The 24,266-nt window shown below is 54.1% G+C and carries 23 protein-coding genes; 14 read left to right on the top strand and 9 right to left on the bottom strand.

Features of this window, described 5'->3' with window-relative positions:
- Window positions 1-172 precede the first annotated feature (172 nt).
- Window positions 173-622 carry a hypothetical protein gene (locus Q31b_RS19680; protein WP_146601337.1) on the bottom strand — a complete coding sequence of 150 codons (450 nt, stop codon included), beginning with the start codon at window positions 620-622 and terminating at the stop codon, window positions 173-175.
- A gap of 34 nt (window positions 623-656) precedes the next feature.
- Entirely contained in the window at window positions 657-1,649 is a 993-nt protein-coding gene (gene floA, locus Q31b_RS19675) for a flotillin-like protein FloA (protein ID WP_390622337.1), read from the bottom strand.
- A 25-nt stretch (window positions 1,650-1,674) separates the two neighbouring features.
- Here floA and Q31b_RS19670 point away from each other — a divergent pair, with 25 nt between their 5' ends.
- Both Q31b_RS19670 and Q31b_RS19665 read left to right on the top strand, forming a co-directional pair.
- Entirely contained in the window at window positions 1,675-1,890 is a 216-nt protein-coding gene (locus Q31b_RS19670; RefSeq protein WP_146601336.1) for a hypothetical protein, read from the top strand.
- A 76-nt stretch (window positions 1,891-1,966) separates the two neighbouring features.
- Window positions 1,967-2,635 carry a hypothetical protein gene (locus tag Q31b_RS19665; protein ID WP_146601335.1) on the top strand — a complete coding sequence of 223 codons (669 nt, stop codon included), beginning with the start codon at window positions 1,967-1,969 and terminating at the stop codon, window positions 2,633-2,635.
- 128 nt (window positions 2,636-2,763) lie between these two features.
- On the opposite strand, the gene Q31b_RS19660 is transcribed toward Q31b_RS19665, so the two are convergent.
- From Q31b_RS19660 to Q31b_RS19635, 6 genes are all read right to left on the bottom strand, one after another.
- Window positions 2,764-3,663 (bottom strand): cysteine peptidase family C39 domain-containing protein, encoded by a 900-nt coding sequence (locus Q31b_RS19660; RefSeq protein WP_146601334.1) that lies wholly within the window; start codon window positions 3,661-3,663, stop codon window positions 2,764-2,766.
- A gap of 224 nt (window positions 3,664-3,887) precedes the next feature.
- Entirely contained in the window at window positions 3,888-5,789 is a 1,902-nt protein-coding gene (locus Q31b_RS19655) for a hypothetical protein (protein ID WP_146601333.1), read from the bottom strand.
- Window positions 5,790-6,007: 218 nt separating this feature from the next.
- Window positions 6,008-6,442 (bottom strand): hypothetical protein, encoded by a 435-nt coding sequence (locus tag Q31b_RS19650; RefSeq protein WP_146601332.1) that lies wholly within the window; start codon window positions 6,440-6,442, stop codon window positions 6,008-6,010.
- Window positions 6,443-6,445: 3 nt separating this feature from the next.
- Complete coding sequence (locus Q31b_RS19645; RefSeq protein ID WP_231617706.1) at window positions 6,446-7,720, bottom strand: vWA domain-containing protein; 1,275 nt, start codon at window positions 7,718-7,720, stop codon at window positions 6,446-6,448.
- A gap of 110 nt (window positions 7,721-7,830) precedes the next feature.
- The gene (locus Q31b_RS19640) at window positions 7,831-8,241 is read right to left on the bottom strand and encodes a TadE/TadG family type IV pilus assembly protein (protein WP_197171882.1); all 411 of its coding nucleotides are present in this window, start codon (window positions 8,239-8,241) and stop codon (window positions 7,831-7,833) included.
- Window positions 8,242-8,244: 3 nt separating this feature from the next.
- Window positions 8,245-8,706: a TadE/TadG family type IV pilus assembly protein gene (locus Q31b_RS19635; RefSeq protein ID WP_146601331.1), complete on the bottom strand. Its 462-nt coding sequence runs from the start codon at window positions 8,704-8,706 to the stop codon at window positions 8,245-8,247.
- A 425-nt stretch (window positions 8,707-9,131) separates the two neighbouring features.
- On the opposite strand from Q31b_RS19635, the gene pgsB reads away from it, so the two are divergent.
- Genes pgsB through pgsW form a run of 3 tightly spaced genes read left to right on the top strand, consistent with a single transcriptional unit; the run spans window position 9,132 to window position 11,995 of the window.
- Window positions 9,132-10,331, top strand: coding sequence for a poly-gamma-glutamate synthase PgsB (pgsB, locus tag Q31b_RS19630; protein ID WP_146601330.1), 1,200 nt, complete (start codon window positions 9,132-9,134; stop codon window positions 10,329-10,331).
- A 39-nt stretch (window positions 10,332-10,370) separates the two neighbouring features.
- Window positions 10,371-10,853 (top strand): poly-gamma-glutamate biosynthesis protein PgsC, encoded by a 483-nt coding sequence (pgsC, locus tag Q31b_RS19625; protein WP_146601329.1) that lies wholly within the window; start codon window positions 10,371-10,373, stop codon window positions 10,851-10,853.
- On the top strand, window positions 10,850-11,995 hold the full coding sequence (pgsW, locus tag Q31b_RS19620) for a poly-gamma-glutamate system protein (protein WP_146601328.1): 1,146 nt from the start codon (window positions 10,850-10,852) through the stop codon (window positions 11,993-11,995). The genes pgsC and pgsW overlap by 4 nt, the downstream gene beginning before the upstream one ends.
- Here pgsW and Q31b_RS19615 read toward each other — a convergent pair.
- Window positions 11,992-13,206 carry a hypothetical protein gene (locus Q31b_RS19615; protein ID WP_146601327.1) on the bottom strand — a complete coding sequence of 405 codons (1,215 nt, stop codon included), beginning with the start codon at window positions 13,204-13,206 and terminating at the stop codon, window positions 11,992-11,994. The genes pgsW and Q31b_RS19615 overlap by 4 nt on opposite strands.
- A gap of 298 nt (window positions 13,207-13,504) precedes the next feature.
- Between Q31b_RS19615 and rpsL the strand changes: the two genes are divergently transcribed.
- The 9 genes from rpsL (at window position 13,505) to Q31b_RS19570 (ending at window position 24,156) form a co-directional block, all read left to right on the top strand.
- Window positions 13,505-13,870: a 30S ribosomal protein S12 gene (gene rpsL, locus Q31b_RS19610; RefSeq protein ID WP_008708955.1), complete on the top strand. Its 366-nt coding sequence runs from the start codon at window positions 13,505-13,507 to the stop codon at window positions 13,868-13,870.
- A gap of 64 nt (window positions 13,871-13,934) precedes the next feature.
- Entirely contained in the window at window positions 13,935-14,405 is a 471-nt protein-coding gene (gene rpsG / locus Q31b_RS19605) for a 30S ribosomal protein S7 (RefSeq protein ID WP_146601326.1), read from the top strand.
- A 127-nt stretch (window positions 14,406-14,532) separates the two neighbouring features.
- Window positions 14,533-16,626 (top strand): elongation factor G, encoded by a 2,094-nt coding sequence (gene fusA, locus Q31b_RS19600; RefSeq protein ID WP_146601325.1) that lies wholly within the window; start codon window positions 14,533-14,535, stop codon window positions 16,624-16,626.
- On the top strand, window positions 16,610-17,725 hold the full coding sequence (mtnA, locus tag Q31b_RS19595) for an S-methyl-5-thioribose-1-phosphate isomerase (protein WP_146601324.1): 1,116 nt from the start codon (window positions 16,610-16,612) through the stop codon (window positions 17,723-17,725). The genes fusA and mtnA overlap by 17 nt, the downstream gene beginning before the upstream one ends.
- A gap of 499 nt (window positions 17,726-18,224) precedes the next feature.
- Window positions 18,225-19,115 carry a DUF58 domain-containing protein gene (locus tag Q31b_RS19590; protein WP_146601323.1) on the top strand — a complete coding sequence of 297 codons (891 nt, stop codon included), beginning with the start codon at window positions 18,225-18,227 and terminating at the stop codon, window positions 19,113-19,115.
- A complete protein-coding gene (locus Q31b_RS19585; RefSeq protein WP_146601322.1) occupies window positions 19,112-21,103 on the top strand; it encodes a vWA domain-containing protein in 1,992 nt (663 codons plus the stop codon). Before Q31b_RS19590 ends, Q31b_RS19585 begins: the two co-directional genes overlap by 4 nt.
- Before the next feature lie 137 nt (window positions 21,104-21,240).
- Window positions 21,241-22,071 carry a polysaccharide deacetylase family protein gene (locus Q31b_RS19580; protein ID WP_231617705.1) on the top strand — a complete coding sequence of 277 codons (831 nt, stop codon included), beginning with the start codon at window positions 21,241-21,243 and terminating at the stop codon, window positions 22,069-22,071.
- 291 nt (window positions 22,072-22,362) lie between these two features.
- Window positions 22,363-23,505: a glycosyltransferase family 4 protein gene (locus tag Q31b_RS19575; RefSeq protein WP_146601447.1), complete on the top strand. Its 1,143-nt coding sequence runs from the start codon at window positions 22,363-22,365 to the stop codon at window positions 23,503-23,505.
- A 42-nt stretch (window positions 23,506-23,547) separates the two neighbouring features.
- Complete coding sequence (locus Q31b_RS19570) at window positions 23,548-24,156, top strand: lysophospholipid acyltransferase family protein (RefSeq protein WP_146601321.1); 609 nt, start codon at window positions 23,548-23,550, stop codon at window positions 24,154-24,156.
- Window positions 24,157-24,266: the final 110 nt, after the last annotated feature.

Here is a 24,266-nt window from a genome sequence, read left to right as displayed (position 1 = left end):
CACGAGCCCGACGAACACGGTGCTGGGTTTCAGCCCACAGGGCGGCGCATCTTTGCCGGTGTCTCACGCCCAATGCCACCGAATCAAAGGCGTTTGGGTCGCCGCCAGGCCGGAGGCCAACCTCTCAAGCAATAACGTTTTCCAATTCATTTACTTGATGGTTGTGACGCCTTTAGAGCATTTTGATTTCTGACGTGGCTGGGGCTTCCAGCCCCAGTTGAGAAGAACGCTGCGGCTGCGGCTTCCAGCCCCAGTTGAGAAGAACGCTGTGGCTGGGGCTTCCAGCCCCAGTTGAGAAGAATGCTGTGGCTGCGGCTTCCAGCCCCAGTTGAGAAGAACGCTGCGGCTGCGGCTTCCAGCCCCAGTTGAGAAGAACGCTGTGGCTGGGGCTTCCAGCCCCAGTTGAGAAGAACGCTGCGGCTGCGGCTTCCAGCCCCAGTTGAGAAGAATGCTGTGGCTGGGGCTTCCAGCCCCAGTTGAGAAGAATGCTGTGGCTGGGGCTTCCAGCCCCAGTTGAGAAAAACGCTGCGGCTGCGGCTTCCAGCCCCAGTTGAGAAGAATGCTGTGGCTGGGGCTTCCAGCCCCAGATGAGAAAAACGCTGCGGCTGGAAGCCACAGCCACTAAACACGCAGCCTACGGCTTTTTGCAAAATGCTTTAGTGAAGCAACGGCGTATTCGGCTTACGTAGATGCCCCTCGCGAAATGCGTTGGCGAGAGCGGCGGGGACCTCGGCTTCGGCAAGCACCATTTTGCCTTTACTCTCGGTCACCTTGGCTTTCATCTGTTGCTCGCGGGCGACCGCTTCGGCGCGACGAACCTCCGCTCGTGCTCGCGCAATTCGTGTGTCCGCATCCGCTTGGTCGGATTGCAACCGGGCACCAATATTCTCCCCCACGTCAATGTCGGAAATGTCGATCGAGACAATCGCAAAGGCCGTATTTGCATCGAGTCCATTCGACATCGCACCCTTGGAAATTTGCGATGGCTGCTCCAGAACATCCATATGCGAATCTGCGGAACCGATCGCGGTGATGATCCCTTGGCCGACCCTCGCGATCACCGTTTCTTCGGTCGCTCCGCCAATCAATCGCTCTAGATTGGTGCGGACGGTGACGCACGCGGCGACCCGCAATTCCACTCCGTTCTTGGCAACCGCGCTCAGTGTGTGGGGGCCTCCATGGGTATTGTCGGGGCAATGGATGACTTTTGGGGAGACACTGGTTTGAACAGCGTGAAGCACGTCGCGACCAGCCAAATCGATCGCGGTGGCGCGATCGAAATCCAAATCGATCCCGGCCCGCTGCGCCGCGATGATCGCGCGAACGACGTTCATGACATTGCCGCCCGCCAAAAAGTGCGATTGTAGCCGCGCCGTGGTCATCCCACCGGACCGCTCTTTGCCGATCCCAGCTTGGCGGCCCATGATCATGGCCGTCACGATCATACGATGGTCAATCCTTAGAAACGTCATCGCGATCAAGCTCGCCATGCTGACGTTTGCCCCCGACATGTAAGCTTGAAACCAAAACGATCCCCACTTCATAGCGATCACAACAATCGCCATTGCACATAGCCCCACGACCACGCTGGCGACCAGTAGAAGCTGGCCTGAAGAGGGCAGCGACAAACAGAAAACGGATCCCACCACAGCTGCTTCCTCTGTAAAGGGCAACTTGAGAACGACTCAACGAAAGAACCAATGCTTCCGACACAGTCATGCGTCGCTGTCGATCGTGTCGCATTTGCCAGCCGCTAGTCTAGAATTCCAAGCGGCTGACACAAGTGGGGCTCATGCTTTTCATGGACGGCCCCAGGAACAGGTTCGCAATCATGGCGATTTAGCACTTTTCTTGCCTGCCGCACTTGACACCCTTCGCCCCAATGCATAAAGTGTATGCATTGAAGGCCGCTAGCGATTGAGAGCGGGCGGCTATATTTAGAACCGCATTTTCCCAGGAAAGATGAATGCACAAGAAGAGTTTTTCAAGAACCACCATTACCGTACCCTGCGAGCTGAAGAAGCGAATGAAGCGAGCCGGCTCCCTCCTCAATTGGTCCGCAATCGCCTGCGAAGCATTTGAAACGAAGCTCGAAGAGATCGGGCCGTTTGAAGAAATCACATCGATCGACGGTGCGGTCCGACGTTTAAAGGCGTCAACCGAATCCGAACCCGCTACCGAAGCGGTTCACTCCGAATCGGGCGCAGCGGCGGGCCGGCATTGGGCGCTGAATCTGGCAAATGCCGAACAGCTTTCAGCGTTGGAGGAATTTCACTGCGAGGCCGCCGATGAGAACTGGTCCGAACTGCTTCACAGCCGCGAAGGCTGGCTCGAACTGACGCGCCGAATTGCAACCGACGAAGCCATTGAGGCTGCCATGGAAGAGGAAAGCGAGCACGGTCATGGACATCGTCGCCACCATCGCGGTGGCGGAAGAGATCATGGCAGACGCGGACGCGGGCGGGGTCCCGGCGGCCGAAGATCAGGCGGACAGCACAAACGTCATCACTTCCGCGCCCGCGCCTTCTGGCGTTCGGTGCTGGACGAACGACCGAGCGAACCAGGCTTCTTCTGCAGCTTCGCCGACGCCGCATTGGACGTTTGGAAGCAAGTCAAACCGCAATTGGATGACTGACGCGAAAGGCGATTGACAAGCTTTCCCCTTTGCCGAATCCATTGATCGACTGGCAGCGGGCGAAAGCCAACCTTGCCACCCACCTTGCCACCCCTATGCTGCTGTGGCGTGTAACGAGTCGCGTGTAACTACCGGTCCGCCAAGTAGATCGCCTGACCCGTGAATCGGCTTCGGAATTGTTGGTCTGACCACGTAACCCGCCCAACCGCTGGATCACTAATTTGCCAGTCTCCGTCATCGGTATGACCAACCACCACGACGGCATGGCCTTCTCGGTGGTCGCCATAGCTAGTCAAACGAAAGTACCGATCGGTAAAGTGCGTCTGTCTCGCCGGAAGACAAGATTCAAACCTAACCAGTGCAATCACCGGCAACTGATTCCCAGACGTCCAACTTTCAGGATTACGATTTGCGACACAAGCCTTCTTCGACGCTTGGCGGGTTGCCGTACTAAGGCCTCGAAATAACCCCAATGAACTGGTTCCGTCTTGACCGGTCAAGCACGCGCGAGCCATCTCTTGCTCGGTCGAATCGACTCCGTGTAACTTGAGCAGGGTTGCTGCCGAAGCCGGGCAACACGTCGACTCGTGAGATTGAAGACAAACACCATTTCGCCACTGACTCGCTTGCGATTGTGCACCATCAAAATCAAACCCCGCTAAGGGCCGAATCACAGGTCGAGCCATCGGCCCGATCAAGCAGGCCATTGCGATGACAAGAAGGGGCGTCCCTACCATACCTCGCCGCAAAATGGAGTTCGCTTGGTTAGCGAAGACCGTGCCTGCAGCGACTGCCAACAATACCGGGGTAAAGTTTGACCACACCACCGCTCCACTTACAGGAATAAACTTCGCCAACCAAAGTTGTTCTGACAAGAACCAAGAAAACACGGGGGCGCCAAGCAGACCGACCACGCAAAAAGCGTCTGTGAACCGGTGGCGGCGCTGGCCGAGAAGCCAACTTCCGTAGAATCCTAGCGCAGCGATCAAAAAGACGCCGACGCTGGCAATAAGAAGGTCGTAGAACATGGCACACCCCTCCGCATTCGAACCGGAAGCAAAAGGTCAACGACGAAACCCGTTAGGTTTACGTTAACTTAGTGTGAAGTTTTGTTCTAGGTCGAAACCGGACTTTTCCCCATTCATTGGGCATAAAGCGACAATTTGTACCAATAGCAGCACCGATTGATGGCGATTTGAAGGTCAAATTGCTCACGAAGCATTCAGAACGAGAACGTTCCGGGGGCAAGTCATTAGCGGGGCAGCTTGGCTTTTTCTCGGTAGACCTGGCGATCGAATGGGGTCAGGGCTGAAAGTCGTGAGCGTCGTTTCAACTGGTCAAACATATCGTAGAAGGACGCTTCCGATTGCGGCATTTTCGCTCGGTAGATGACGGGGGCTTCCCAGCGAGACGCGTCGATCGCTTCGTCGTATGTTCCGTAGAAGACGATCGGTAAATATTTCCCACGCGAGAGTCGACGTACTCGGTCGACCAACTCAGCAGGCGTTTGGTCGGGTAGTTGCGTTTTGGATACCAACAGACGCAGGTCGCCGCCCATGTTCACCATTTCTTCCGCATCAGCGACACTGGAGGCAACGCGAACAGAGTAACCAAGTTTACTCAATATCGTCTCCTGGTCGACGATCACTTCGGGCCTTGTTTCAATCAATATTGCGGTCGGAAGTGAATCGAGTGCAGCCATTTCGGATAGCGTCTGCATCACAAAGCTGCGACCGGGATAGTCGGCCTTGATGCCGAAGCCAGCGATCGCTGCTGCGGCTTCGTAACGAACCCGTGTGTTTGCGGACATCGCTGCACGAACGAGCGGCGACGGTTCGGGCGAAGTCGAGGTCAACCAACGGTATTGCAACGCCGGGCTTGCTTCCGATCCGATCATCCGCAATAAACCAATAACGGCAGGCTGGGAGTCCATTTCGATGGCTGCTGATAGAGCGTTTTCCAAACTCGTTTGTCCCAAAATGCTGGCGTGGGTGGAACGGAATTCGGCAATCTGCTCAGCGTCTCCCCAATCGAGGTCGAGCATGATTCTGTAGTTTAATTCGGCGCTGAGTATGTCGTTTGCAACGTCGCTTGGTAGCGATTCAAAACGGCGCAGTAGAGATGCGATGTCGACGGCATCGCGATTGACGGCCGTGAGTAGCCGAGCGGTTTGGACATCGACACCATCACGTGTTTGGTTGACAAACCACATCGTGCGCGTGGCCAAATCATTGTCGATTTGAGACGCGTAGCGGACTTTTGACGAGAGTTGTCGTGAGAGGAATTCAATGCTCTCTTCGGCGGTGGGGGTGGGGCGATTCGCTTGGCGAAGCGTGCTGCTTGCGAACGCAATCTCCGCATCCGATGCTGCTGGCCAGTAGACGGTGCTGAGCAGTAATTCGAGTGCATCGTTTTTGTTAATGCGAACCAATGACTTGAGTGCTCCGAGTCGTTCGCTTGGTTTTCCATAGATTGCCAATTGACGAAGTGCTCTTGGTCCCTCGTCGCCAAACCGCAGCATCGTCCTCAGGATCGCATCACGCAGGGCGGGTGGGTTGTCGAGCACAGCATGTTGCACGAGTTGCTTTACTGCGGCGTTACCACCAGCGAGCAGGGTTCGGGCGGCTGCGATTTGCTTGTCGACCGAGGGATCGTCGAGATCTTGGATCGCAGCGTCAAGACGTGGTTTCGAGTTTGCGATTTGACGCTGTGCATCACGCAACTTTTTTAGTCCGCTGCGTGCTTTGTCGTCGATTGCTTCATGGTAGTCGATACGCAGCCCCAACGCTGGTTCGATTTGTTTCGACATTTCAGCTAGCTGTTTCGCATCGATGGTCGTATCGTTGACTTGCCCAAGCAATGCGTTGACATCAGACCAACTGCCGATTCGAGCGAGTGACGAGATCGCTTCGGCGAGTTTGACACCACCGTATCTTGCCTTGATTCGCAATTGATCGACCAACGGATCGTCTTGCTGTTCATCGTCGGAATCGGGCGACGAGCTACCCGTCGAAAGCGGTTTGCTGGGCTGAGGAAAACCGGGACCGGCAGCATCAAACGGATTATTCTGAGCCGAAACGGCATTGGGGATGCCGATCATACAGATCATCAGTAGGGCCGGCAGATGCTTTTCGGAGCGAAAACGGAATGCCATGAGACGAGTTAGCCGAGAAAAATAAGAGTCAATGGAAATGGACCGGGCTTCTATGATAATCGGGAATCGATGGAAGGTCGAAGAGAATTTCGTTGACGTTGGCGTAGGGAACAAACACGCTGCGAGTTCGTGTTCGTGTTTCCGAGTCTTGTTCGTGTTTCCGAGTTTTTTGAGCCCCCCAGACCTAGCCTACAAGAACGACTCCGAACTTCCTCAGATTACTGCGGTTGGTCGAGTGAATCTTCGAGGTCGCGTCGATATTGCCATTCCAGTGATCCTGGTTCGGCATCGGCGAGTTCGACGATTTTGGCTCTCACGCTATTGAAATGAGTTTGCTGGTAGTCGTTCGCTGCGGCGGCATCTGGCAGTGGGCGGGTTCGTCGCAAGCGTTCTTTTTCGCGTCGTTTCTGCATCCAAGCCGCGTCGGCACGAAGTGCAGCCTCGCGAAATCTTTCGGCCTCGCGTTCTCGTTGGAGCGACTCGATTTGCCGCGGCGACAAATTCACTGGGGTGGCGGGAAGATCGTTTTCTTGATTCGGCGCGACGGCGTGGCGCATTGGCAAAGAGAATGCCCAGGTGAGAATACAGATGGACAGCCCGATGGGTAGCAGCATCCAGATTCGGAACTCGGATTTATCGCAGTAATTTGCCACAGATCACTTCGTCAAAATGGTAGGTAGATTGTTTGCAATTTCTTCAAAGATCGCCTTGAGTTGCGCTCCATCGGCAGCGTGATAGTGCTTTCCGCCGCCTGCGGCAGCCACTTCTCGCATAGCGTTTTGGTCGGCTCCACTGCCGAAGGTGACGGTATGGATTGTCACCGGCCAATTCGCAATGATTTCATTTGCCACTTGCAATGCATCGGGGCCACGATTTTCGTTGCCGTCGGTCATCACGACCATCGTTTTGGCTGCGTAGGGACGAGCGTTGCCCGAGGTCAAAGCAGGCCGGCCAGCTTCCATCCCACGTCCGATCGCGGTCCAACCTTCGGGGTCGAGCGAGCGAATGGTCGATTGGATGTCGCCAAAGTTTTTCGTCAACCCAATATCGAGTGTGGCATAGGTGGAATAACTAGCCACGGAAACCTGTTCCTCTTGAACGGTGGAGTCAAGAACACTCAAGAAAGCGTCAACGGCTTCGACCAATTCTTGCCAAGGTTGCACCGGGCAATCGGGCAAACCGTAGTGCTCGGTCCATGCCCATTGTTGATAGGTCATCGAATTGACGCCCGAGGCGTAGTAATAGCTGACGTCTCCGTGTCGGTTGGTTTGTTTGGTAATTTGTCCAGCAGCAACCCCCGCTTCGATGGTGGCAGTGCTGTAGGGATTTTCGCCACTTGGCCAATCGAACGTCAGTTCGGGGACCATCGAACCGCTGCGGTCAAGGATCAACGAGATATCTCGGTCGACTTGCATGGCGACGGAGTCTTGGGTCGCATCAAAGTCGCTGGTATTGAGAATTCCAGGAATCACGAGGGGAACGCTTCCCGATAGAGAACCGCTGTCACGACGACCGATGACGCGTACGGCGCTAGCGAGTTGTGAATTATTCGCCAATTGAGAAGCTGACAATTTCTCAAAATAGTAGCGTCCCGTTAGTCCGTCTGGCTGCGACGTAATACCGAACTCGATCTCACCCGCTGAGCTGTCGGCTCGAATTTGCAGCGGCAATCCGTCAACGTTGTTGAGAGCTGCGGTGGCCACAGCAGCCGTCATTGCGGCTTCGACCGTTTGGTCTTCGCTGAACGCTCGTCCGCCCGCTCGAGCCGCTGCATCGGTCGCGACCATCAATTCGGTCCGAGTCAATTGCATCTGAGCGGTATTGATACAGAATGCTGCCAGGAGGGCTAGCAGTGGCATCACGAGTGCCATCAGTGCCATGACATTTCCACGGCGAGGCCCAACGCTGCGATTTCGGCTGTAAGTAGTCATGATGAGAGTTCTCGATCGATCAAGGGGGAGAAGAGGGGTGTCGTTCAAGGAGCGGGTTCGGGTTTCTTTACTCGGGTGTTAGCTGCTGTTGGTGCACTATCGTTTGGGCTTTACTGTTCGAAGAAGCCTTCATAGCGTTCGGTTCGCAATTTCGCGGTGTAGTCCACTTTGGTTTGTGGCATAAACATCGGTGTAAAAAGCGCGATCTTTTTCATGTCGACGGTGACGGTCACCTCGACGGTATCCGAATCAAAATCGAGATCGTTGACGCTCGACGAGTAACCTTGGCTGTTGAGCAGCGTCCCCATAATCCGGTCCACTTCGGCATTGGCTTCGGCGGCCGTTGCACCGGGGACCATCACGACTCGTGCGGCATAGTAGGCGGCATCTTGAGCTAAGTTGCGAGCCATGTTGATTCGGGCGAGTTCCATACTTGCGAAAATCATGACGAACAACAGATTCGCAACGATTGCGAATTCAACCATGGTCGCTCCAGAGCGTTTTTGGCGTTTTCTATTCATCGCTTAGTTGTCCTCATCAAGGTTTTTGTACTCTTTCCGCATTGTCACCGTGGCGTTCACACTCATGTCACCGAACCATTTCGACGGCACGTTCAGGTTTCCGGCCAAGGGGACCGTCACGGTAAGACGAACGTTGTCGAGTGTTTCGGCGTTATCGAATCCAGGTGCATCGATTTGCACCACGTCGGCGGAAGAGTATTGGATGTTTCGTTCGTCCAAGAACTCCAGAACACGTGCTCGTGCGGTCGCATTGGTAAACCCACGGCCAACCCCTTGTCGAGCTCCTTCGTAAGCGGCCAACGTGACCGATTCTTTGATGAACAGCATCGAACATAAATCCATTGTGCCGACAGTCAGGGCAACCATAATTGGCAAGCAGATTGCCAACTCAACGGTCGCAACCCCTCGGCGTCCCGTTCGATCGCGACTTGGGTATCGGCGTATGGCTTTTTGTGGTGTAAACATTGGTGAGCTCGTGGTAGTGAAAGAGAAGGCCCCGCTCTACAAGAAACCTAGTTCACAAAATCAAGAGACGTCGGATCTTTTTTAAAAATAAATTTGCCAACCGATTGTTTGCGTGCTTCCTCCGTCCGCCCAGATGCTTTTCGCGACTTGGACATCCGACTTGGACATCCTACTTGGGCATCCGACTTGGACATCCGACTTGGGCATCGGAGGGGCCGTGTGCTCCCAGCCAGACGCCTATTGCCAGCCAGACGCCTATTGAACGAGTGTTTTGGGAGTGCGTTGAGCAAGAAGTCTCCTTTTTTTCCCATTTTCAGGGGAATGGGACTAGCACGGTTTGTGGACTTCACCATAATTCGCTCCGCATAGGTTCGGAGCGATTGAGTTTTTCATTACAAATTTCAGTATCGGAATAACCATCAACGATGGATGGTTCGCTTGCATTATTAAGCACCACCGGCACTTTGGTCGGGCTGGGCTTACTTGAGTCCTATTTTCACCGCCGCCAATTGGCGAAGATTCCCACTCGGATCCATGTCAATGGAACGCGAGGCAAGTCGTCGGTGACTCGTTTGATCGCAGCAGGACTGCGTGCATCGGGCACGCGGACTTGTGCGAAAACGACTGGCACGTTGGCACGCATGATTTTGCCCGATGGTGCAGAATATCCAGTGTTCCGCCCGGCGCGTGCGAATGTGATTGAGCAGGTTCGGATCGTCCGTGCGGCGGCGGAAGCGGAATCGGAAGCTTTGGTGATCGAATGCATGGCGCTGATTCCCTACTTGCAATGGTTGTGCGAATTTATGCTGGTGCATGCAACCCACAGTGTCATCACGAATGCGCGGGCCGACCATTTGGACGTCATGGGACCAGGAGAGAAGGACGTCGCCTGGGCGTTACTGGGAATGGTCCCCAAGGAAGGAAAGCTATACACGGCCGAGCGGCGTCATTTGGATGCGTTTCACAAAGTTTGTGACGATCGCAAAACGGAGCTAATTACGGTTGGTGACGAAGAGGTCGACGCGATTTTGCCGCTCGAGATGGCTCAGTTTTCATACATCGAACATGCGGAAAACGTCGCCTTGGCATTGCGGGTGCTACACGATCTAGGGGTAGAGCGCTCGACCGCATTGCAAGGAATGTGGTCAGCGACGCCTGATCCGGGCATTATGACCGTAGCGGATCTAAATTTCTTTGGCCGCGAAATCAGTTTTGTGAACGGGTTTGCTGCAAACGATCCAGAGTCAACCGAGCGAATTTGGAACATGGCATGTGATCGCTATGCTAACGTGACCAAACGGATCATGATTTTCAATTGCCGATTCGATCGTCCGGATCGGTCGAAGCAATTGGCTGAGTGTTGTGCACAATGGAAGGCGGCTGACCACTACGTTCTGATCGGGTCGGGCACTTACATTTTCGCCAAGTTTGCGACTCGAGCAGGATTGGACCCGCGGAAATTAGTGATGGCCGAAGGGGATGGTGCGGATGAGATTTTTGAGAAAACGGTCAGCCTTTGCGGTCGCTCGGCGTTGGTGATGGGGATGGCGAATATCGGTGGAGTCGGCTTGGATGTCGTGCGATACTTTCGCAATCGCGGGATCGCCGATGAGAAAGCGTTTTAAGCGAGAAAAGAGAAAAGAGATCACCTCACAAAAAGTCACATGGATACATTAACAATATCGATCGGGATTGGCTTGGCCGTCAGCCTGCTGTTCTCCGAGATCTTTGGCTTGGCGGCTGGCGGGATGGTCGTGCCTGGGTATATCGCGCTTTCGCTCGACGAACCGCTGACGGTCGCTGCAACGTTTGCTGCAGCGATCGTCACCTATTTTATCGTTTATTCGCTGTCAAATTTGATTGTCATCTACGGCAAACGGCGGACGGTATTGATGGTGTTGGTCGGCTTTTTAGTCGGCATCTTTTTGGAATGGTTTTCACCATCGATCGGCATGCCTACCGAAGCGATGGATATGGAGTCGTTGGCCGAGTCCAATGATTACGAAGTGATCGGCTACATCATCCCTGGTTTGATCGGTATTTGGATTGACCGGCAAGGGATGATTGAAACGTTGGGCATTTTGATAACCGCTTCGACTGTGGTTCGTTTGGTTTTAATGTTGCTCGGGTTGGAGTTGGTGCTGTGAAGCGTTTGTATTGGCGACCTCGACAAGTCTCGCAGTCGATCATTGTTTTCATGGCCCTGTTTTCGCTTGCCGGCCTGGCCTCGGTTGAGTATTTTCGCGTCGAAGTACCTCAATCGGACATCGACAAGAAAATACAAGCTGCCGAGCTTGCTTCGGAGATGATGGAAGCGATTCGCGATGAACGCTTGCATCTGGGTTTAGATGTGAATACGACGGTTGATCCGGCGAGGACGGGGATCATTGGTGCCTTGATGACGCCGGTCACGACGCTAAGTGGTCGGCTGGGTGCCAAGCAAACCGCAACGAATCCCAACATGGCTGCGGTCGTCGTCGACATGCTGACAAAAGCTGGCGTGGGGCAAGGCGATTTGGTTGCGGTGGGCTATAGCGGGTCGTTTCCTGGCATGAATGTATCGGTGTTGGCCGCGCTGAAGATTCTCGGTGCCCGCCCGATTATTTTGGCGAGTGCGGGTTCGAGCCAGTGGGGAGCCAACGAGCCGATCTTGCTTTGGATCGACATGGAAAAGATGCTGTTTGAAGAAAACTACGTTCCCTTCCGATCGATCGCCTGTTCCTATGGTGGTTATGAGGACTTGGGGATTGGTCTTGGCGATGAAGGCCGGCGGCTGATTCGCAAAGCGATCACGCGGAACGAGTTGGAGGTACTGAAGGCGGATGATTTCGGTGCGGCCATCGAAGAGCGAATGAAGGTTTATCGGCTGCAGGCCGGGTCGCAGGACTACAAGGCTTACATCAACGTCGGCGGTGGTGCGGTATCGGTCGGGAAAACGATCGGCAAACGGGCTTACAAGCCCGGGCTAAATCGTTCCGCATCGCGTCGCGTGCTAGAAATCGACTCGATAATGACTCGGTTCATGCGTCAAGACATCCCTGTTATCCACTTGGTCGAAATGGATCAAATTGCGATGATGTATGGGATGCCTCTCAAACCACAACAACAACCAGCCGTCGGCGAAGGCGGGGTATTCAAGCAAACGCGTCGAAGCCGTATTTGGATGGCGACCGTGCTGATTGCGATTTTGGGGTCGCTACGAATCTTTGTATTAACCGATTTTGGCCATCGCTTCATGAAGGGCCGCGGATCACGCAAAACCGGTGGCCAGCCCGAACCGATGGTCTAAATCCCAAACGGCTCATCCGAGTCGGGCTTGGGTGAAGGAGGCGGTAGCGTTTCGAAGTCGGAGTTTGCATCTTTGCTGTCGACATTCGGTTTGGCTGTCTCTTCACTTGCTGGTTCGTCAGCTTGTTGCTCGGCAGTGGCAGCTTGTTCGGGTGAGCCCAAGTCTGGAGCAGACAGAATCGACGATCCCGAATCTTCTAAGTATTGGGGCTCTAAGTATTGGGGTTCATCGACAAGCGGTGTTCCGCCAGGCGACTCGATGAAGCGGATTCGCAGATGCAACTGGTGCCGCGTTTCACGAAATCCAGCCATCGAGGCAACCCAGCCAAGTTGTGGGTTGGACACGACCCCGTCATACGCAGAGATCAGATTGACAAGCAAGTCATTGTTGGGTGAACCGGCGTCGACCCAGCGGACGATGTCGTCGGGGGCCAAATAATCTAACCAGGCACTGCCTTCTTCGCCCATCGCAGCCAGTCCATCCGCCAATTGGGCGGCTGAGCGAGCGAGCGTTGTATCGGAAATTGTGGCCGACAGATTTTCAGCAGCGTAAATTCGCTGTTCGGCTAGCGATTCGGCTTGAGCTTGAAGCAGCTGGTCATCCAACCGACTGCGGTGTGGCGACGGTTGAGGGATCGCCGAGGAGATCACGTTGTCTTGGCGGCTCTGATTCGGATAGAGCCGTTCGATAAACTCGTCCTCGGCCTGCTGGTCGTAATACGGCGGATCATCGCTCAGAGAGGGTTGGTAATACGAATCCGCACCGATTTGGCCACGATAAGCGGGAGCATCAAGTCGCGGATCGTCGGCATGCGCGTAGTGGTCGTAATCGTAACGGTCGTAGCGTGGATCGTAATCAGGCAAGCTGTAGTCACCCAAACTTTGGCCGTAGGGAGCGTAGCGGTACGACTCGAAACGATAGGAGCGGTAATCGGCGTGGGGAACCGGCGGCGGAAACGGCGACCAAAACGGACTGCGACCGATCGGCGGGCCCAAAGGTGGATGGCCGAATCCGGAATCGACCGCGGTGAATGGAGCCCGGACGCGAGCCCCTCCCCATGGATCCACGTCGACGGCTACGAAGGGGGCGCGGATACGAACACCGCCTCCGAATCCGCCAAAATGGAATAATTGGGCCGACGCATTGGATACGAAGGGGACGACCAGCAGTGTGAGGGCTAGCAGGTTTGTTCTAAGGGAAAATCGAATCATGTTACGCTCGGAGAGAAAATTCGCCGTTTTCGGACAGTTGTTTTAGAGAAAGTCGCCTCTCGCATCGCGAAGGATCGCACCCAGAACGCACGTTCGCGGAGCGAAAGGTACCGATGCCGACACCCATATTTTAATAGCCATCTTAGATCAGGCACCTGTTTTTACGATGAAATCCCGAATTCTCTGACTTTCTAGCGACGGATTCTCCGGTAGCTATTGACAGAAACGATCGGAAACGGATACTTGCCCTTCTCGTAATTCCACGTTTGACGCAGTTAACGAAGCAACAACATCTTCTATGCCAACGATTAATCAGCTCGTCCGCAAGCGACGAAAGTTAAAAAAGAGTCAAAGCAAGTCGCCTGTGCTCGAAAAATGCCCTCAAAAACAGGGTGTTTGTTTGCAAGTTCGCACCATGACACCGAAGAAGCCGAACTCGGCGCTTCGAAAGATCACCCGTGTGCGGCTTAGCAATGGCAAAGAAGTCACGGTTTATATCCCTGGTGAAGGCCACAATCTGCAGGAACACTCGATCGTGCTTGTGCGTGGTGGTCGTGTTCGCGACTTGCCCGGTGTGCGTTACCAAGTGGTTCGTGGTTCGCGTGACGCACTCGGTGTCGATGGGCGTAAGCAATCGCGAAGTCGCTACGGTGCGAAGAAGTAGTTCGTTCCGATTCCCCCCCCCTTCCCCAAAAAACAAACCTTAGCCGAATAGATTAGATTCAATTATGGGACGTATTACTGCCAGCCGAACTTCTTTGAAGCCCGACCCGAAGCACAATTCGTTGTTGGCGGGCAAGTTCATCAATTGCTTGATGCTTGACGGCAAGAAGACGACCGCACAAAAGGTTTTCTATGACGCGTTGGCTGAAATCGCCAAACGCAACACCGACGCAGAGCCAATCGAGATATTCGAAGAAGCGGTAGAGAACATCAAGCCTTACATTGAAGTTCGCAGTAAACGAGTCGGTGGTGCGAGTTACCAAGTTCCGATGCAGGTCAACCGAACCCGCCAGCAGAGCTTGGCTATCCGCTGGTTGCTCGCAGCCGTTCGCGACAAGAAGGGCCGCCCAATGCACTTGAAGTTGGCCGACGAGGTCTTGGCGGCTTACAAGAAAGAGGGTGTCGCTTATACCAAACGTGAAAACACCCACCGCATGGCGGACGCGAACAAGGCGTTTGCTCACTTCGCTTGGTAGGCTTTCCTTTTAAAACGATCCACAAAACCGCGTTCGGGTATTTTGCCCGGTCGCGGTTTTTCGTGCGCGTGTGTATCTTAGTGACGCTCTCCAAACATACAAATCATCCACTGAATTTTGACCTGCGATGGCTATCGAAATATCCAAACTGCGTAACATCGGCATCATTGCCCACATCGACGCTGGCAAGACAACGGTTACCGAACGGATGCTCTACCTCAGCGGTGCGAAGCACCGTGTGGGCCGCGTCGACCATGGCACGACCGACACGGACGACGATCCTGAAGAGCAGGAGCGTGGGATCACCATTTTCAGCGCTTGTGTCAAATACAATTGGCAACAGTATTCGATCAACTTGCTTGACACGCCCGGGCACGTTGACTTTACGGCCGAAGTTGAGCGATGCTTGCGAGTTCTCGATGGTGCAGTGACGGTTTTTTCGGCGCGAGAAGGGGTTGAGGCGCAAAGTGAAACGGTTTGGCGTCAAGCGGATCGTTACGGTGTTCCGCGAATTGTCTTTATCAACAAAATGGACCGCGAAGGAGCGAGCTTCGACTCGGTCTTCAACGACATTGCTCCTCGGCTAGGCGGTCGCCCGGTCGCCGTCGAGGTGCCGGTCGGGCAAGGCCCCCCCCACGTGAACAATCCGTTTCGAGGTGTGATCGATTTGGTCGACATGAAACTGCTTGAGTTCGATCCAGAAACGGAGGGCAAGCAGGTCAAGGAAATCGATATCCCCGAAGAACTGCTCGACGATGCCATGCTTTGGCGTGAGCAGATGCTGGAAGTCGTTTACGAGCTGAGTGATGAAGCGATGCAGTTGGCGATGGAGGAAAAGCCCGTCCCCAAAGAGATGGTGATTGCGGCGCTTCGCCAAGGCTGTATCGACATGACGATTCAACCCGTCCTTTGCGGGTCGGCGTTGCATGGAATCGGGATCCAGCCATTGATGACAGCGGTTGGCAACTATTTGCCAAGCCCCCTCGATCGGCCACCCGTCGAAGGGGTGGATCCGAAGAAGCCGGATAAGAAGCGGATACGCAAGCCTGATTTGAAGGAGCCGTTTTGTGGTTTGGTCTTCAAAATTCTACCTGCGAAAACCGGTGACAATTATTGGGTCCGCGTCTACAGCGGAGAGTTAAAACAAAATTCGCGTGTTCAATGTCCGAACCGTGACAAAAAAGAGAACGTGGCTCAACTTTGGCAAATCCATGCCACCAAGAAGGATCGAGATGGACAGATTGACTCGGTCGGCGCCGGAGATATTTGCTGTTTGATCGGACCGCGGTTCGCGATAACCGGTGACACGCTTTGCGATACGAAGGAAACGATTGAACTGCCAAGTATCAAGTTCGCGGATACGGTGTTGTCGATGGCGATTGAGCCTGAGAGCACGACCGATCGCAAAAAGCTAGAAGAAACGCTGGAGATGCTCAAGCGACAAGACCCGACGTTCCAAGCGGTTGAAAATACGGAAGTCGGACAAACGCTGATTAGCGGCATGGGCGAATTGCATCTCGAAGTGATTCAGCATCGGCTGACTCGTGACTTTGGCTTGAACGTCAAATTCTACAAACCAAGAGTGAACTACCGAGAAACGATTGCTGGCAATGCGACGATAACAGGCCAATGCAATCGCCAAATCGGGGCGACCAACATGTTCGCTCGATTGAAGGTGCGGGTCACGAAACTGGAGGACACTTCATCGCCGGTGCTCGTTTTTGATCGCTTGCCGCCCGAAGGACCGTTGCAGGGCAACGTTCGAGCTGCGGCAATCGATGAGCTCAGGCAGCGTGCCGAAGGGGGAGGCTTGATCGCAGGATTCCCGTTGTCAGGTGTGAAAATCGAAGTCTTCGAGGCCGAAACTCATGAAGAGGGAAGTGACGAGGTTGCGTTCCGAATCGCAGCAGGCGACGCATTCGACAAGGGGCTCGAAGCGGCTGGACCTGTCTTGCTTGAACCGGTGATGAAGGTCGAAGTCACGACGCCCGAAGACTATATGGGTGAAATCGTCGGCGATTTGCAACAGCGTCGCGCGATCATCGCGGCGACCGAAACACGAGGAGCGATGACGGTGATTACCGCTCACGCTCCACTCAAGGAGATGTTTGGCTACAGCAGTGCGGTGCGAAGTTTGAGCCAAGGACGAGCGGGCAGCAGTATGGAGCCGCACAGTTACCAACCGGCCCCCCAAGAAGACGCGGATGCGTTTAGCTATTGATTGCCTTATGCCTGAAACACTCTCCTTTGCCGACAACGTCTTAACACTGATCGACCAGACGAAATTACCGTCGGACCTTGTCATGCTCGAATGCCGGACGGTCGAAACAACGTTTGCTGCTATTCAAAGGCTATCGGTGCGTGGTGCTCCGGCGATTGGGATCGCTGCAGCATACGGTGTTTGTCTCGCCCGTGACACCGACGGCGCCCGTGACACCGACGGCGCCCGTGACACCGACGGTAACCGTGACACCGACGGTAACCGTGACGTTCGGGCTCGTTCCGCCTACGGCGCCGCAATCGATCGATTGGCCGAAAGCCGTCCGACGGCGGTGAACTTGTTTTGGGCACTCGACCGAATGCGAACGGTCCTCGAGTCAACTTCCGACGACAACCTCTTGCACGATCGCTTGGTGAGCGAAGCAAAAGCGATTCACGAAGAAGATCGTCAAATGTGTCAAGCAATCGGTCGGCATGGAGCCAAACAACTTCACTCGTGCAAAAATGTATTGACGCATTGCAATGCAGGTGGATTGGCGACTTCAATGTGGGGCACGGCGCTGGCACCGATCTATGAGTTGCATCAATCAGGACATGCAATTCATGTCTTTGCCGACGAGACGAGACCACTGCTTCAAGGCGCTCGCTTGACAGCTTGGGAGTTGTCGCAGGCTGGCGTTCCAGTCACGGTCTTAACCGATTCAATGTCGGGGAGCTTGCTGAGATCAGGTCGTGTGGATGCCGTCATTGTTGGCACCGATCGCATTGCAGCAAATGGTGACATTGCCAACAAGATTGGAACGTATCCATTAGCGGTTTTGGCAAGGTATCACAACGTGCCTTTCTATGTGGCTGGCCCCTCGAGTACGTTTGATACAAAGCTTAAAAGCGGAGACCTCATTCCGATCGAACAGCGGCATCGAGACGAGGTCGCACGGCCTTACGGGATTCAGCTCGTGCCGGACGCTGCCGATGTTATGAACCCAGCCTTCGACGTTACCCCTGCCGAACTCGTCACAGCCATCATCACCGAACGAGGCATTGTCGAAAAGCCGAACGCGGAAAAGCTGGCTGAACATTTCGGCGTTTTGGAGCGATAGTCGCCGCATTGGTTAAATGCATAGCCTTTAGGCGACTCGGGGAGACGCGTGAATCGGTGAAAGCCTGGACTCCCACTTGCCCTTTCGCCCTTTCGCCCTTTCGCCCTTTCGCCCTTTCGCCCTTTCGCCCGCGAAAACGCTTTCGCTCGTTGAGCAGAGCGACAACAATTGGGTGTTTTGATCGAGAATGACGCTTCGTTGCTTGTCCATCGCATCTCGTTTTCTGGAATCTTTGAATGTTGAAAAGCCCATTTCCAGAAATGGACCGGTATCTCGAATCGTTGTGGCCAGAGATTCACGCCAGACGGGATATCGAAGGTCGAACGAGGAATGTCGAATAGCGAAGCTGCGTTGAGGAATTGGCGTCGAAGATCATCCATAACTGACAACAGCTAGGATCTCAGGTATCATGACGGCATCCTGAAAACGACTGACCGAGCTTTTCGGGCAGACGGTTTTGATTTGAGAAGTTCTCCGAAAGTGAAGCTAGAGCCCCTGAATGCCGACAACGAATACGCAGCCACTGCTTAGCAGCGAATTACTGGGGCGACTCGAACGTTTGGAATTGGTGTCGCGTAAAGTGTTTCGCGGACGGATGAAGGGCGAACGGCGCAGTCGGCGCAAAGGGCAAAGCGTCGAGTTTGCCGATTTTCGAAACTATGTCGCTGGTGATGATCTAAGGCAAATCGATTGGAATCTCTACGCTCGTTTGGACCAATTGTTTCTTAAACTATTTCTCGAAGAAGAGGATTTGCACTTTTTTGCCTTGGTTGACGCCAGCGAATCGATGAACTTTGGCGATCCGACGAAACTTCGCGTTGCCAAACAACTCGCGGCTGCCTTGGGCTATGTCGGGCTTTGCCGAGCGGACCGGGTCAGTGTTTCGGTGCTCGGTAAAGAAGGTCGCCGTGCTCCGATTCTTCGCGGCCGAGCGAGTTTGTGGAAAATGCTGGCCTATTTGGATAGTGTCGAAAGCGGGCATAACGTTTCACTTCACGACGGCGTTCGCGACTTTGCCATCCGCACAACAGGTACCGGTGTAGCTGTCTTGCTGACCGACTTGATGGATAAACAGGGCTACGAGTCGGCTCTTCGAATGTTGATCGGGCGGCGGATGGATGTCTTTGTGATGCACATCTTATCGCCCGAAGAGATCGATCCGCCACTCCGAGGCGACCGGAAATTGATCGATGTCGAAGATCGTGACGAATCGGAGATCACCATCAACGCGTACGTGCTGCGGAAATACAAAGAAACGGTCCAATCGTTTATCGGTAACGTCAAACAATTCTGCTCGCAACGTTCGATCGTCTACGTTCCAGTCCGAACCGACACTCCCGTGGAAACGATCGTTACTCAATATCTGCGTCAGCGAGGAGTGGTTCGATGAGTTGGATATCGACTTTGACGCCGCTGCAGTGGGGACTGTTTTCATTGATCCCGATTGGCATCATCCTACTGTACTTTCTGAAACTGCGCCGTGAACCGGTTGAAGTACCGAGTACCTATTTGTGGATACGAACGATCGAGGACTTGCATGTCAACAGCTTGCTGCAGCGACTCCGGCGCAGCTTGTTGTTGTTTTTGCAGTTGTTGATCGTCGCCTTGGCTGCATTGGCTCTCCTTCGTCCCGGACTGCGGGGGGAAGTCGCCAGCCAGGGGCGTTTGATTTTCTTGGTCGACATATCGGCCAGCATGCAGGCGGCGGATGTTGAGGGGTATGCGAATCGATTCGAGCAGGCCAAAGCGTTGATCGCTGAGCGGATCGAGGCGATGAACGATGACGAGACAGCGATGCTAATCTCATTCAGTGATCGTACGGAGGTGTTGCAGTCGTTTACGTCCGATCGGCGTCGTCTACGCGAGGCTTTGTCGCGAGTGGCGGTGACGAACCGCCCGACCGATGTTTTAGGGGCATTGAAAGCGGCCGATGGATTGGCAAACCCGCGTCGGACGAGCGAAGCGGGCGACGTCAACGATGTCCAGGTCGCCGATGCGAAGCCTGCCGATCTGTTGCTTTACAGCGATGGTGGTTTCCAAACGGTTACCGAATTTGATCTTGGCAATTTGAATCCACAGTACATTGCACTGGGAAGTACCACTCCGAAAAACCTCGCGGTATTGGCATTCTCGGCAGAGCGGAATGTGGAAAAACCGTCCGAGATTCAAGCGTTCGCAACGGTCGTGAACTTGGGTAGTGTCGCTGCATCGGCGCCGGCCACGCTCACGCTTGATGGCGAACTGCTCGATGCGTCAAATGTCGATTTGCCGCCTGGTGAACAGGTTGGATTGTCGTTTGCATTCGAAAGTGATGAGGCGGTCTCTTTGGAATTCGCTTTGGACATTGACGACGATCTGGAAATCGATAACGTCGCCTACGCTGGATTGACACCGCTGCGAACAGTCTCGGTTCTGGTCGTGACGCCAGGCAACACGCCTCTCAAGTTAGCTCTCGAAACGCCTAAGTCGAGCAAGATATGTGAGTCGCAGTTTGTCCTGCCTTCTTATCTGGCGACGGAAGCGTACACGCAGCGTGCGTCGGCGGGGACCGATGATTTGATTGTCTACGACCGCTGTTCGCCGCCTTCGATGCCAACGACCAATACCTTCTTCATCGGATCGATTCCGCCTAAGAACGAAATGGCTCGCGATGCCGACTGGAGCTGGAAAACAGAGCCGTCGGGTGTCGTGCTTGTCGATTTGGACCGAACCCATCCGCTCATGCGATACCTTGAACTGTTTTCACTCTTGATCTTTCAAGGCCGTGCGTTGGAAGGGCCGCCGGGTGCAATTGAGTTGCTGGGGGCCGACATTGGACCGGTCATGATGTTGGCACCTCGCGATGGCTATCAAGATTTAGTCTTAGGGTTTGAACTGGTTAGCGAGGATGCGGATGGCGCGACTCAAACGAATACGAATTGGTACGCCGAAAGGTCATGGCCCGTATTTGTATTGAATGTGCTGCGTTATTTGGCAGGTGCGGCAGAGGCGAGTGGGGCACCATCGTTTAAGCCTGGCGATACGGTGCGACTGCGGCTCGAAAGTGCGCTGCCCGAGGTGGATGTGGAGCGGGTTGGCGATCAGGCGATTCGAACGCCGGTCGGCCCGTCGGGGACCGTTGAGATTGTTGCTACCGATAAACCCGGAAATTATCGGGTCACATCGGGTGAGCGAGTGGTGGACCTGTTTTCGGTCAACCTGTTCGATTCTCGGGAAAGCGAGATCGCTGTGGCGCCGACAGTCGAATTGGGCTATGAATCGGTTGAAGCCGATTCCGCTGCACTGGAAAAACGAATCGAGTACTGGCGATGGCTACTGCTTGGCGTCTTGGTTTTGCTGGTGATCGAATGGTGGGTGTTCAGTAAACGGATTGGATAACCGCTACAATCGCTAGCAGTTCCCATTGGAACGAATCGGATTTGCTCGTCCGCAGCCTTTTTGAGCGGGTTCGGTTCAGCGTGGCGTAGGTTTGGGTGTTGTGCCGTTACTGACCCTCCGTTTGCTTGCCATTTGATATGAACACGATCCAGGCCGCCGCTCTTCGTGCTCGCGTCGTCGTCACGTCGCCCGTTCGCAAGGTTCGAAACCGACGATTGATTCTTCGTGGCACCGCGCCGATGTTTGTCCCGTTCTATCACCGAGTGGCCGACACGCACCCAAACGATTGGACGATTTCGCGAGACGATTTTTTGTCTCACGTTGATTATTGCCAAGCCCGTTTCGACTTGGTCGGATTGAATGAGATCCAACGGCGAGTTGGGCGAAATCATTCGCCTCGACCAAGTGTGACGTTTACGTTTGATGACGGTTATGCTGAGAATCTCGATTTTGCCCTGCCTCTACTCGCCGACCGCCAGATTCCGTGTGTCTATTTTGTTACCGTCGATGCGATTGAAAACCAGACACCGTTTCCACATGATATCGAAGCAGGCGTTCGCTTGGCGGTGAATACAGCCGCGCAATTGCGTGAGATATCCGCGATGGGGATTGAGATTGGGCTGCATACGCGAAGTCATATCGACTTTTCAAATGTTACCGATCCCGCCGTCCTTCACGATGAAATCGTTCATGCGAAAGAGCGACTAGAAGATATCATCGGGGACCAAGTCCGCTACTTTGCCTTCCCCTATGGACTACCACCGCAATTGACACCGCAAGCGATCGAGATGGTTCATGAATCAGGGATGCACGGTTTTTGCAGTGCGTTTGGCGCGTACAACTTGGTCGGACGTGACGCATTTCACATTCGCCGTTTTCATGGCGACCCGAACTTTTCAAGGTTTCAAAATTGGCTGAGCTTTGATCCAGCAAAAGTTTCCAACGAACCAAAGATTGAATACAAGTAGCAGCGTCTCTCCGAGACGCTGACAGCCCCGAGTCTCGGAGAGACTCGGCTACTGAATTACGAGTCTCGGAGAGACTCGGCTACTGTTTTACGAGTCTCGGAGAAGTTCGGGTACTGAATTACGAGTCTCGGAGAGACTCGGCTACTGTTTTATGAGTCCCGGAGAAGTTCGGGTACTGAATTACGAGTCTCGGAGAGACTCGGCTACTGCAAAGTCGCTATTATGTTCCAACGAATTCAACAACTCTATCGTCCTGTCTTGTCTCGTCGTGCAAACGGGCCGCTACGGTGCCTGTTTGTGATTACGAGTATGCCGGTTGGCGGTGCAGAGACGTTGCTGGTCAACTTGATGCAGCGGATGAACCGTGATTGCATGATCCCCGAAGTGGCATGCTTAAAAGAAGCAGGACCGCTTGGCGAGGAAATCGCTAAAGACTTTAAAGTTCATTCAAATCTACTCTCTAGCAAGTACGACCTTCGCATTTTGCCGCGACTGGTTCATCTGATGACCACGCGTCAAGTGGATGTGGTCATTACAGTTGGTGCGGGCGACAAGATGTTCTGGGGGCGATTGGCAGCCAAAATCGCTGGCGTCCCTGTGATCGCTGCGGCACTTCATTCAACGGGATGGCCAGACGGTGTCGGGAAACTCAATCGGGTTTTGACTCGAATCACCGACGCGTTCATTGCGGTTGCTGATTCACATGGCGAATTTCTGAGAGATTTTGAAAAATTCCCGGCCGATAAAATCAATGTCATTCGCAACGGAATTGATTGTGATCGGTTTGTGCCGAGTGATGAAGCCCGGCAAAACCTTCGCGCCGAACTCGGATTGACCAGAGATGAATCAATCGTGGGAATTGTCGCGGCGCTACGGCCTGAAAAAAACCATGCGATGTTCTTACGGAGTGCTGCGGCAGTCCTCAAACGATGCCCTGATACTCACTTTGTCGTCGTGGGTGACGGACCGGAGCGAGCAGGAATGGAAACGCTGATCGGGCTGTTGGGGATCCGCGACCGCGTGCATTTGCTCGGGACGCGGCATGACGTTCCGCAGCTGGTTGCGGCGATGGATGTGTTCGCTCTTCCATCGCTCAACGAAGCGTCGCCTGTTTCGATTTTGGAAGCACTGTCGTGTGGAGTTCCGGTAGTCGCTACCGAAGTCGGTTCGATTGCGGAAACGGTTCTTGACGGAGTGACCGGACACCTGGTCGCATCCGAGGATGAGAATGCGATGACCGAGGCAATGGTTCGTTTGCTGAAGCATCCCGAAAACGCCAAAGCGATGGGACAAAAAGGACGAGAAATGGTGCAAGCGACGGGCTCGCTCGATGCGATGGTTCGTGGGTATGAGTCGTTGGCGGTTGAGATTTACGATTCAAAGGTTCCAACGGTTCAAGGGAGCCGGCAATCTTTGGCGAAAGAACAGGGATGACGCCGCTTCGCAAAGAACCGCTCGGCAAGTAAACTGCCGTTTATGACAATCACGAGTCACTTTATCGTTCTATTGGCGAAACTGTTTAGCGGGTTTACGGTGCGTTGGGTCGATTGCCAACCCGATACTTGCCAGCGGATTTATTTTGCCAATCACACCAGCCATCTCGACGCGGTCGTGTTATGGTCGGCCTTGCCGCGCGAAGTTCGCGCAGTAACGCGACCGGTCGCCGCAAAAGATTATTGGTCGTCGGGCTGGGTCAAACCGCATATGGCTCGTAGCTTCAATGCTCTATTGATCGACCGCAAGGAGATCAAAGTTCACCGCAGCCCGATCGATTCGATGTTGCAGCAGATGGGAGATGTCTATTCGCTCATTGTGTTTCCCGAAGGAGGTCGATCGTCGAGCGACAATGAAATGGGAACGTTCAAAAGCGGGTTATACTACATGGGCAAAAAACGTCCGGATTTGGAGCTGGTTCCGGTCTTTATCGACAATGTGAACCGCATCCTGCCGCGAGGCGAGGTGTTGCCGGTGCCGCTGCTGAGTTGTATCACAATTGGGCCGCCGATCTTTTTAGAAGCGGGCGAGCCGAAGGTGGCGTTTTTGAAACGAGCACGCGAGGCAGTACAAAGATTAAAGGATATTTAATGCCTTCTTTAGCATCCGGTAGCGACAGTCGCCAAGACTTTCGTCCACACGGAAAATCGAAACCCTTGACGAAATCCGCTACTTGCATTGCAAAGATCGTTGGCAAGATC

The sequence above is a fragment of the Novipirellula aureliae genome, from assembly GCF_007860185.1.
In the GTDB taxonomy this organism is placed as follows: domain Bacteria; phylum Planctomycetota; class Planctomycetia; order Pirellulales; family Pirellulaceae; genus Novipirellula_A; species Novipirellula_A aureliae.
This window is presented reverse-complemented; position numbering and strand designations above follow the sequence as displayed.

Bases quoted from the DNA above. Each gene is read 5' to 3' on its own strand.
- Q31b_RS19665 (WP_146601335.1), top strand. From the start codon at position 1,967: ATGCACAAGAAGAGTTTTTCAAGAACCACCATTACCGTACCCTGCGAG.
- Q31b_RS19660 (WP_146601334.1), bottom strand. From the start codon at position 3,663: ATGTTCTACGACCTTCTTATTGCCAGCGTCGGCGTCTTTTTGATCGCT.
- Q31b_RS19655 (WP_146601333.1), bottom strand. From the start codon at position 5,789: ATGGCATTCCGTTTTCGCTCCGAAAAGCATCTGCCGGCCCTACTGATG.
- Q31b_RS19645 (WP_231617706.1), bottom strand. From the start codon at position 7,720: ATGACTACTTACAGCCGAAATCGCAGCGTTGGGCCTCGCCGTGGAAAT.
- Q31b_RS19640 (WP_197171882.1), bottom strand. From the start codon at position 8,241: ATGAATAGAAAACGCCAAAAACGCTCTGGAGCGACCATGGTTGAATTC.
- Q31b_RS19635 (WP_146601331.1), bottom strand. From the start codon at position 8,706: ATGTTTACACCACAAAAAGCCATACGCCGATACCCAAGTCGCGATCGA.
- pgsB (WP_146601330.1), top strand. From the start codon at position 9,132: ATGGATGGTTCGCTTGCATTATTAAGCACCACCGGCACTTTGGTCGGG.
- pgsC (WP_146601329.1), top strand. From the start codon at position 10,371: ATGGATACATTAACAATATCGATCGGGATTGGCTTGGCCGTCAGCCTG.
- Q31b_RS19615 (WP_146601327.1), bottom strand. From the start codon at position 13,206: ATGATTCGATTTTCCCTTAGAACAAACCTGCTAGCCCTCACACTGCTG.
- rpsL (WP_008708955.1), top strand. From the start codon at position 13,505: ATGCCAACGATTAATCAGCTCGTCCGCAAGCGACGAAAGTTAAAAAAG.
- rpsG (WP_146601326.1), top strand. From the start codon at position 13,935: ATGGGACGTATTACTGCCAGCCGAACTTCTTTGAAGCCCGACCCGAAG.
- fusA (WP_146601325.1), top strand. From the start codon at position 14,533: ATGGCTATCGAAATATCCAAACTGCGTAACATCGGCATCATTGCCCAC.
- mtnA (WP_146601324.1), top strand. From the start codon at position 16,610: ATGCGTTTAGCTATTGATTGCCTTATGCCTGAAACACTCTCCTTTGCC.
- Q31b_RS19590 (WP_146601323.1), top strand. From the start codon at position 18,225: ATGCCGACAACGAATACGCAGCCACTGCTTAGCAGCGAATTACTGGGG.
- Q31b_RS19585 (WP_146601322.1), top strand. From the start codon at position 19,112: ATGAGTTGGATATCGACTTTGACGCCGCTGCAGTGGGGACTGTTTTCA.
- Q31b_RS19580 (WP_231617705.1), top strand. From the start codon at position 21,241: ATGAACACGATCCAGGCCGCCGCTCTTCGTGCTCGCGTCGTCGTCACG.
- Q31b_RS19570 (WP_146601321.1), top strand. From the start codon at position 23,548: ATGACAATCACGAGTCACTTTATCGTTCTATTGGCGAAACTGTTTAGC.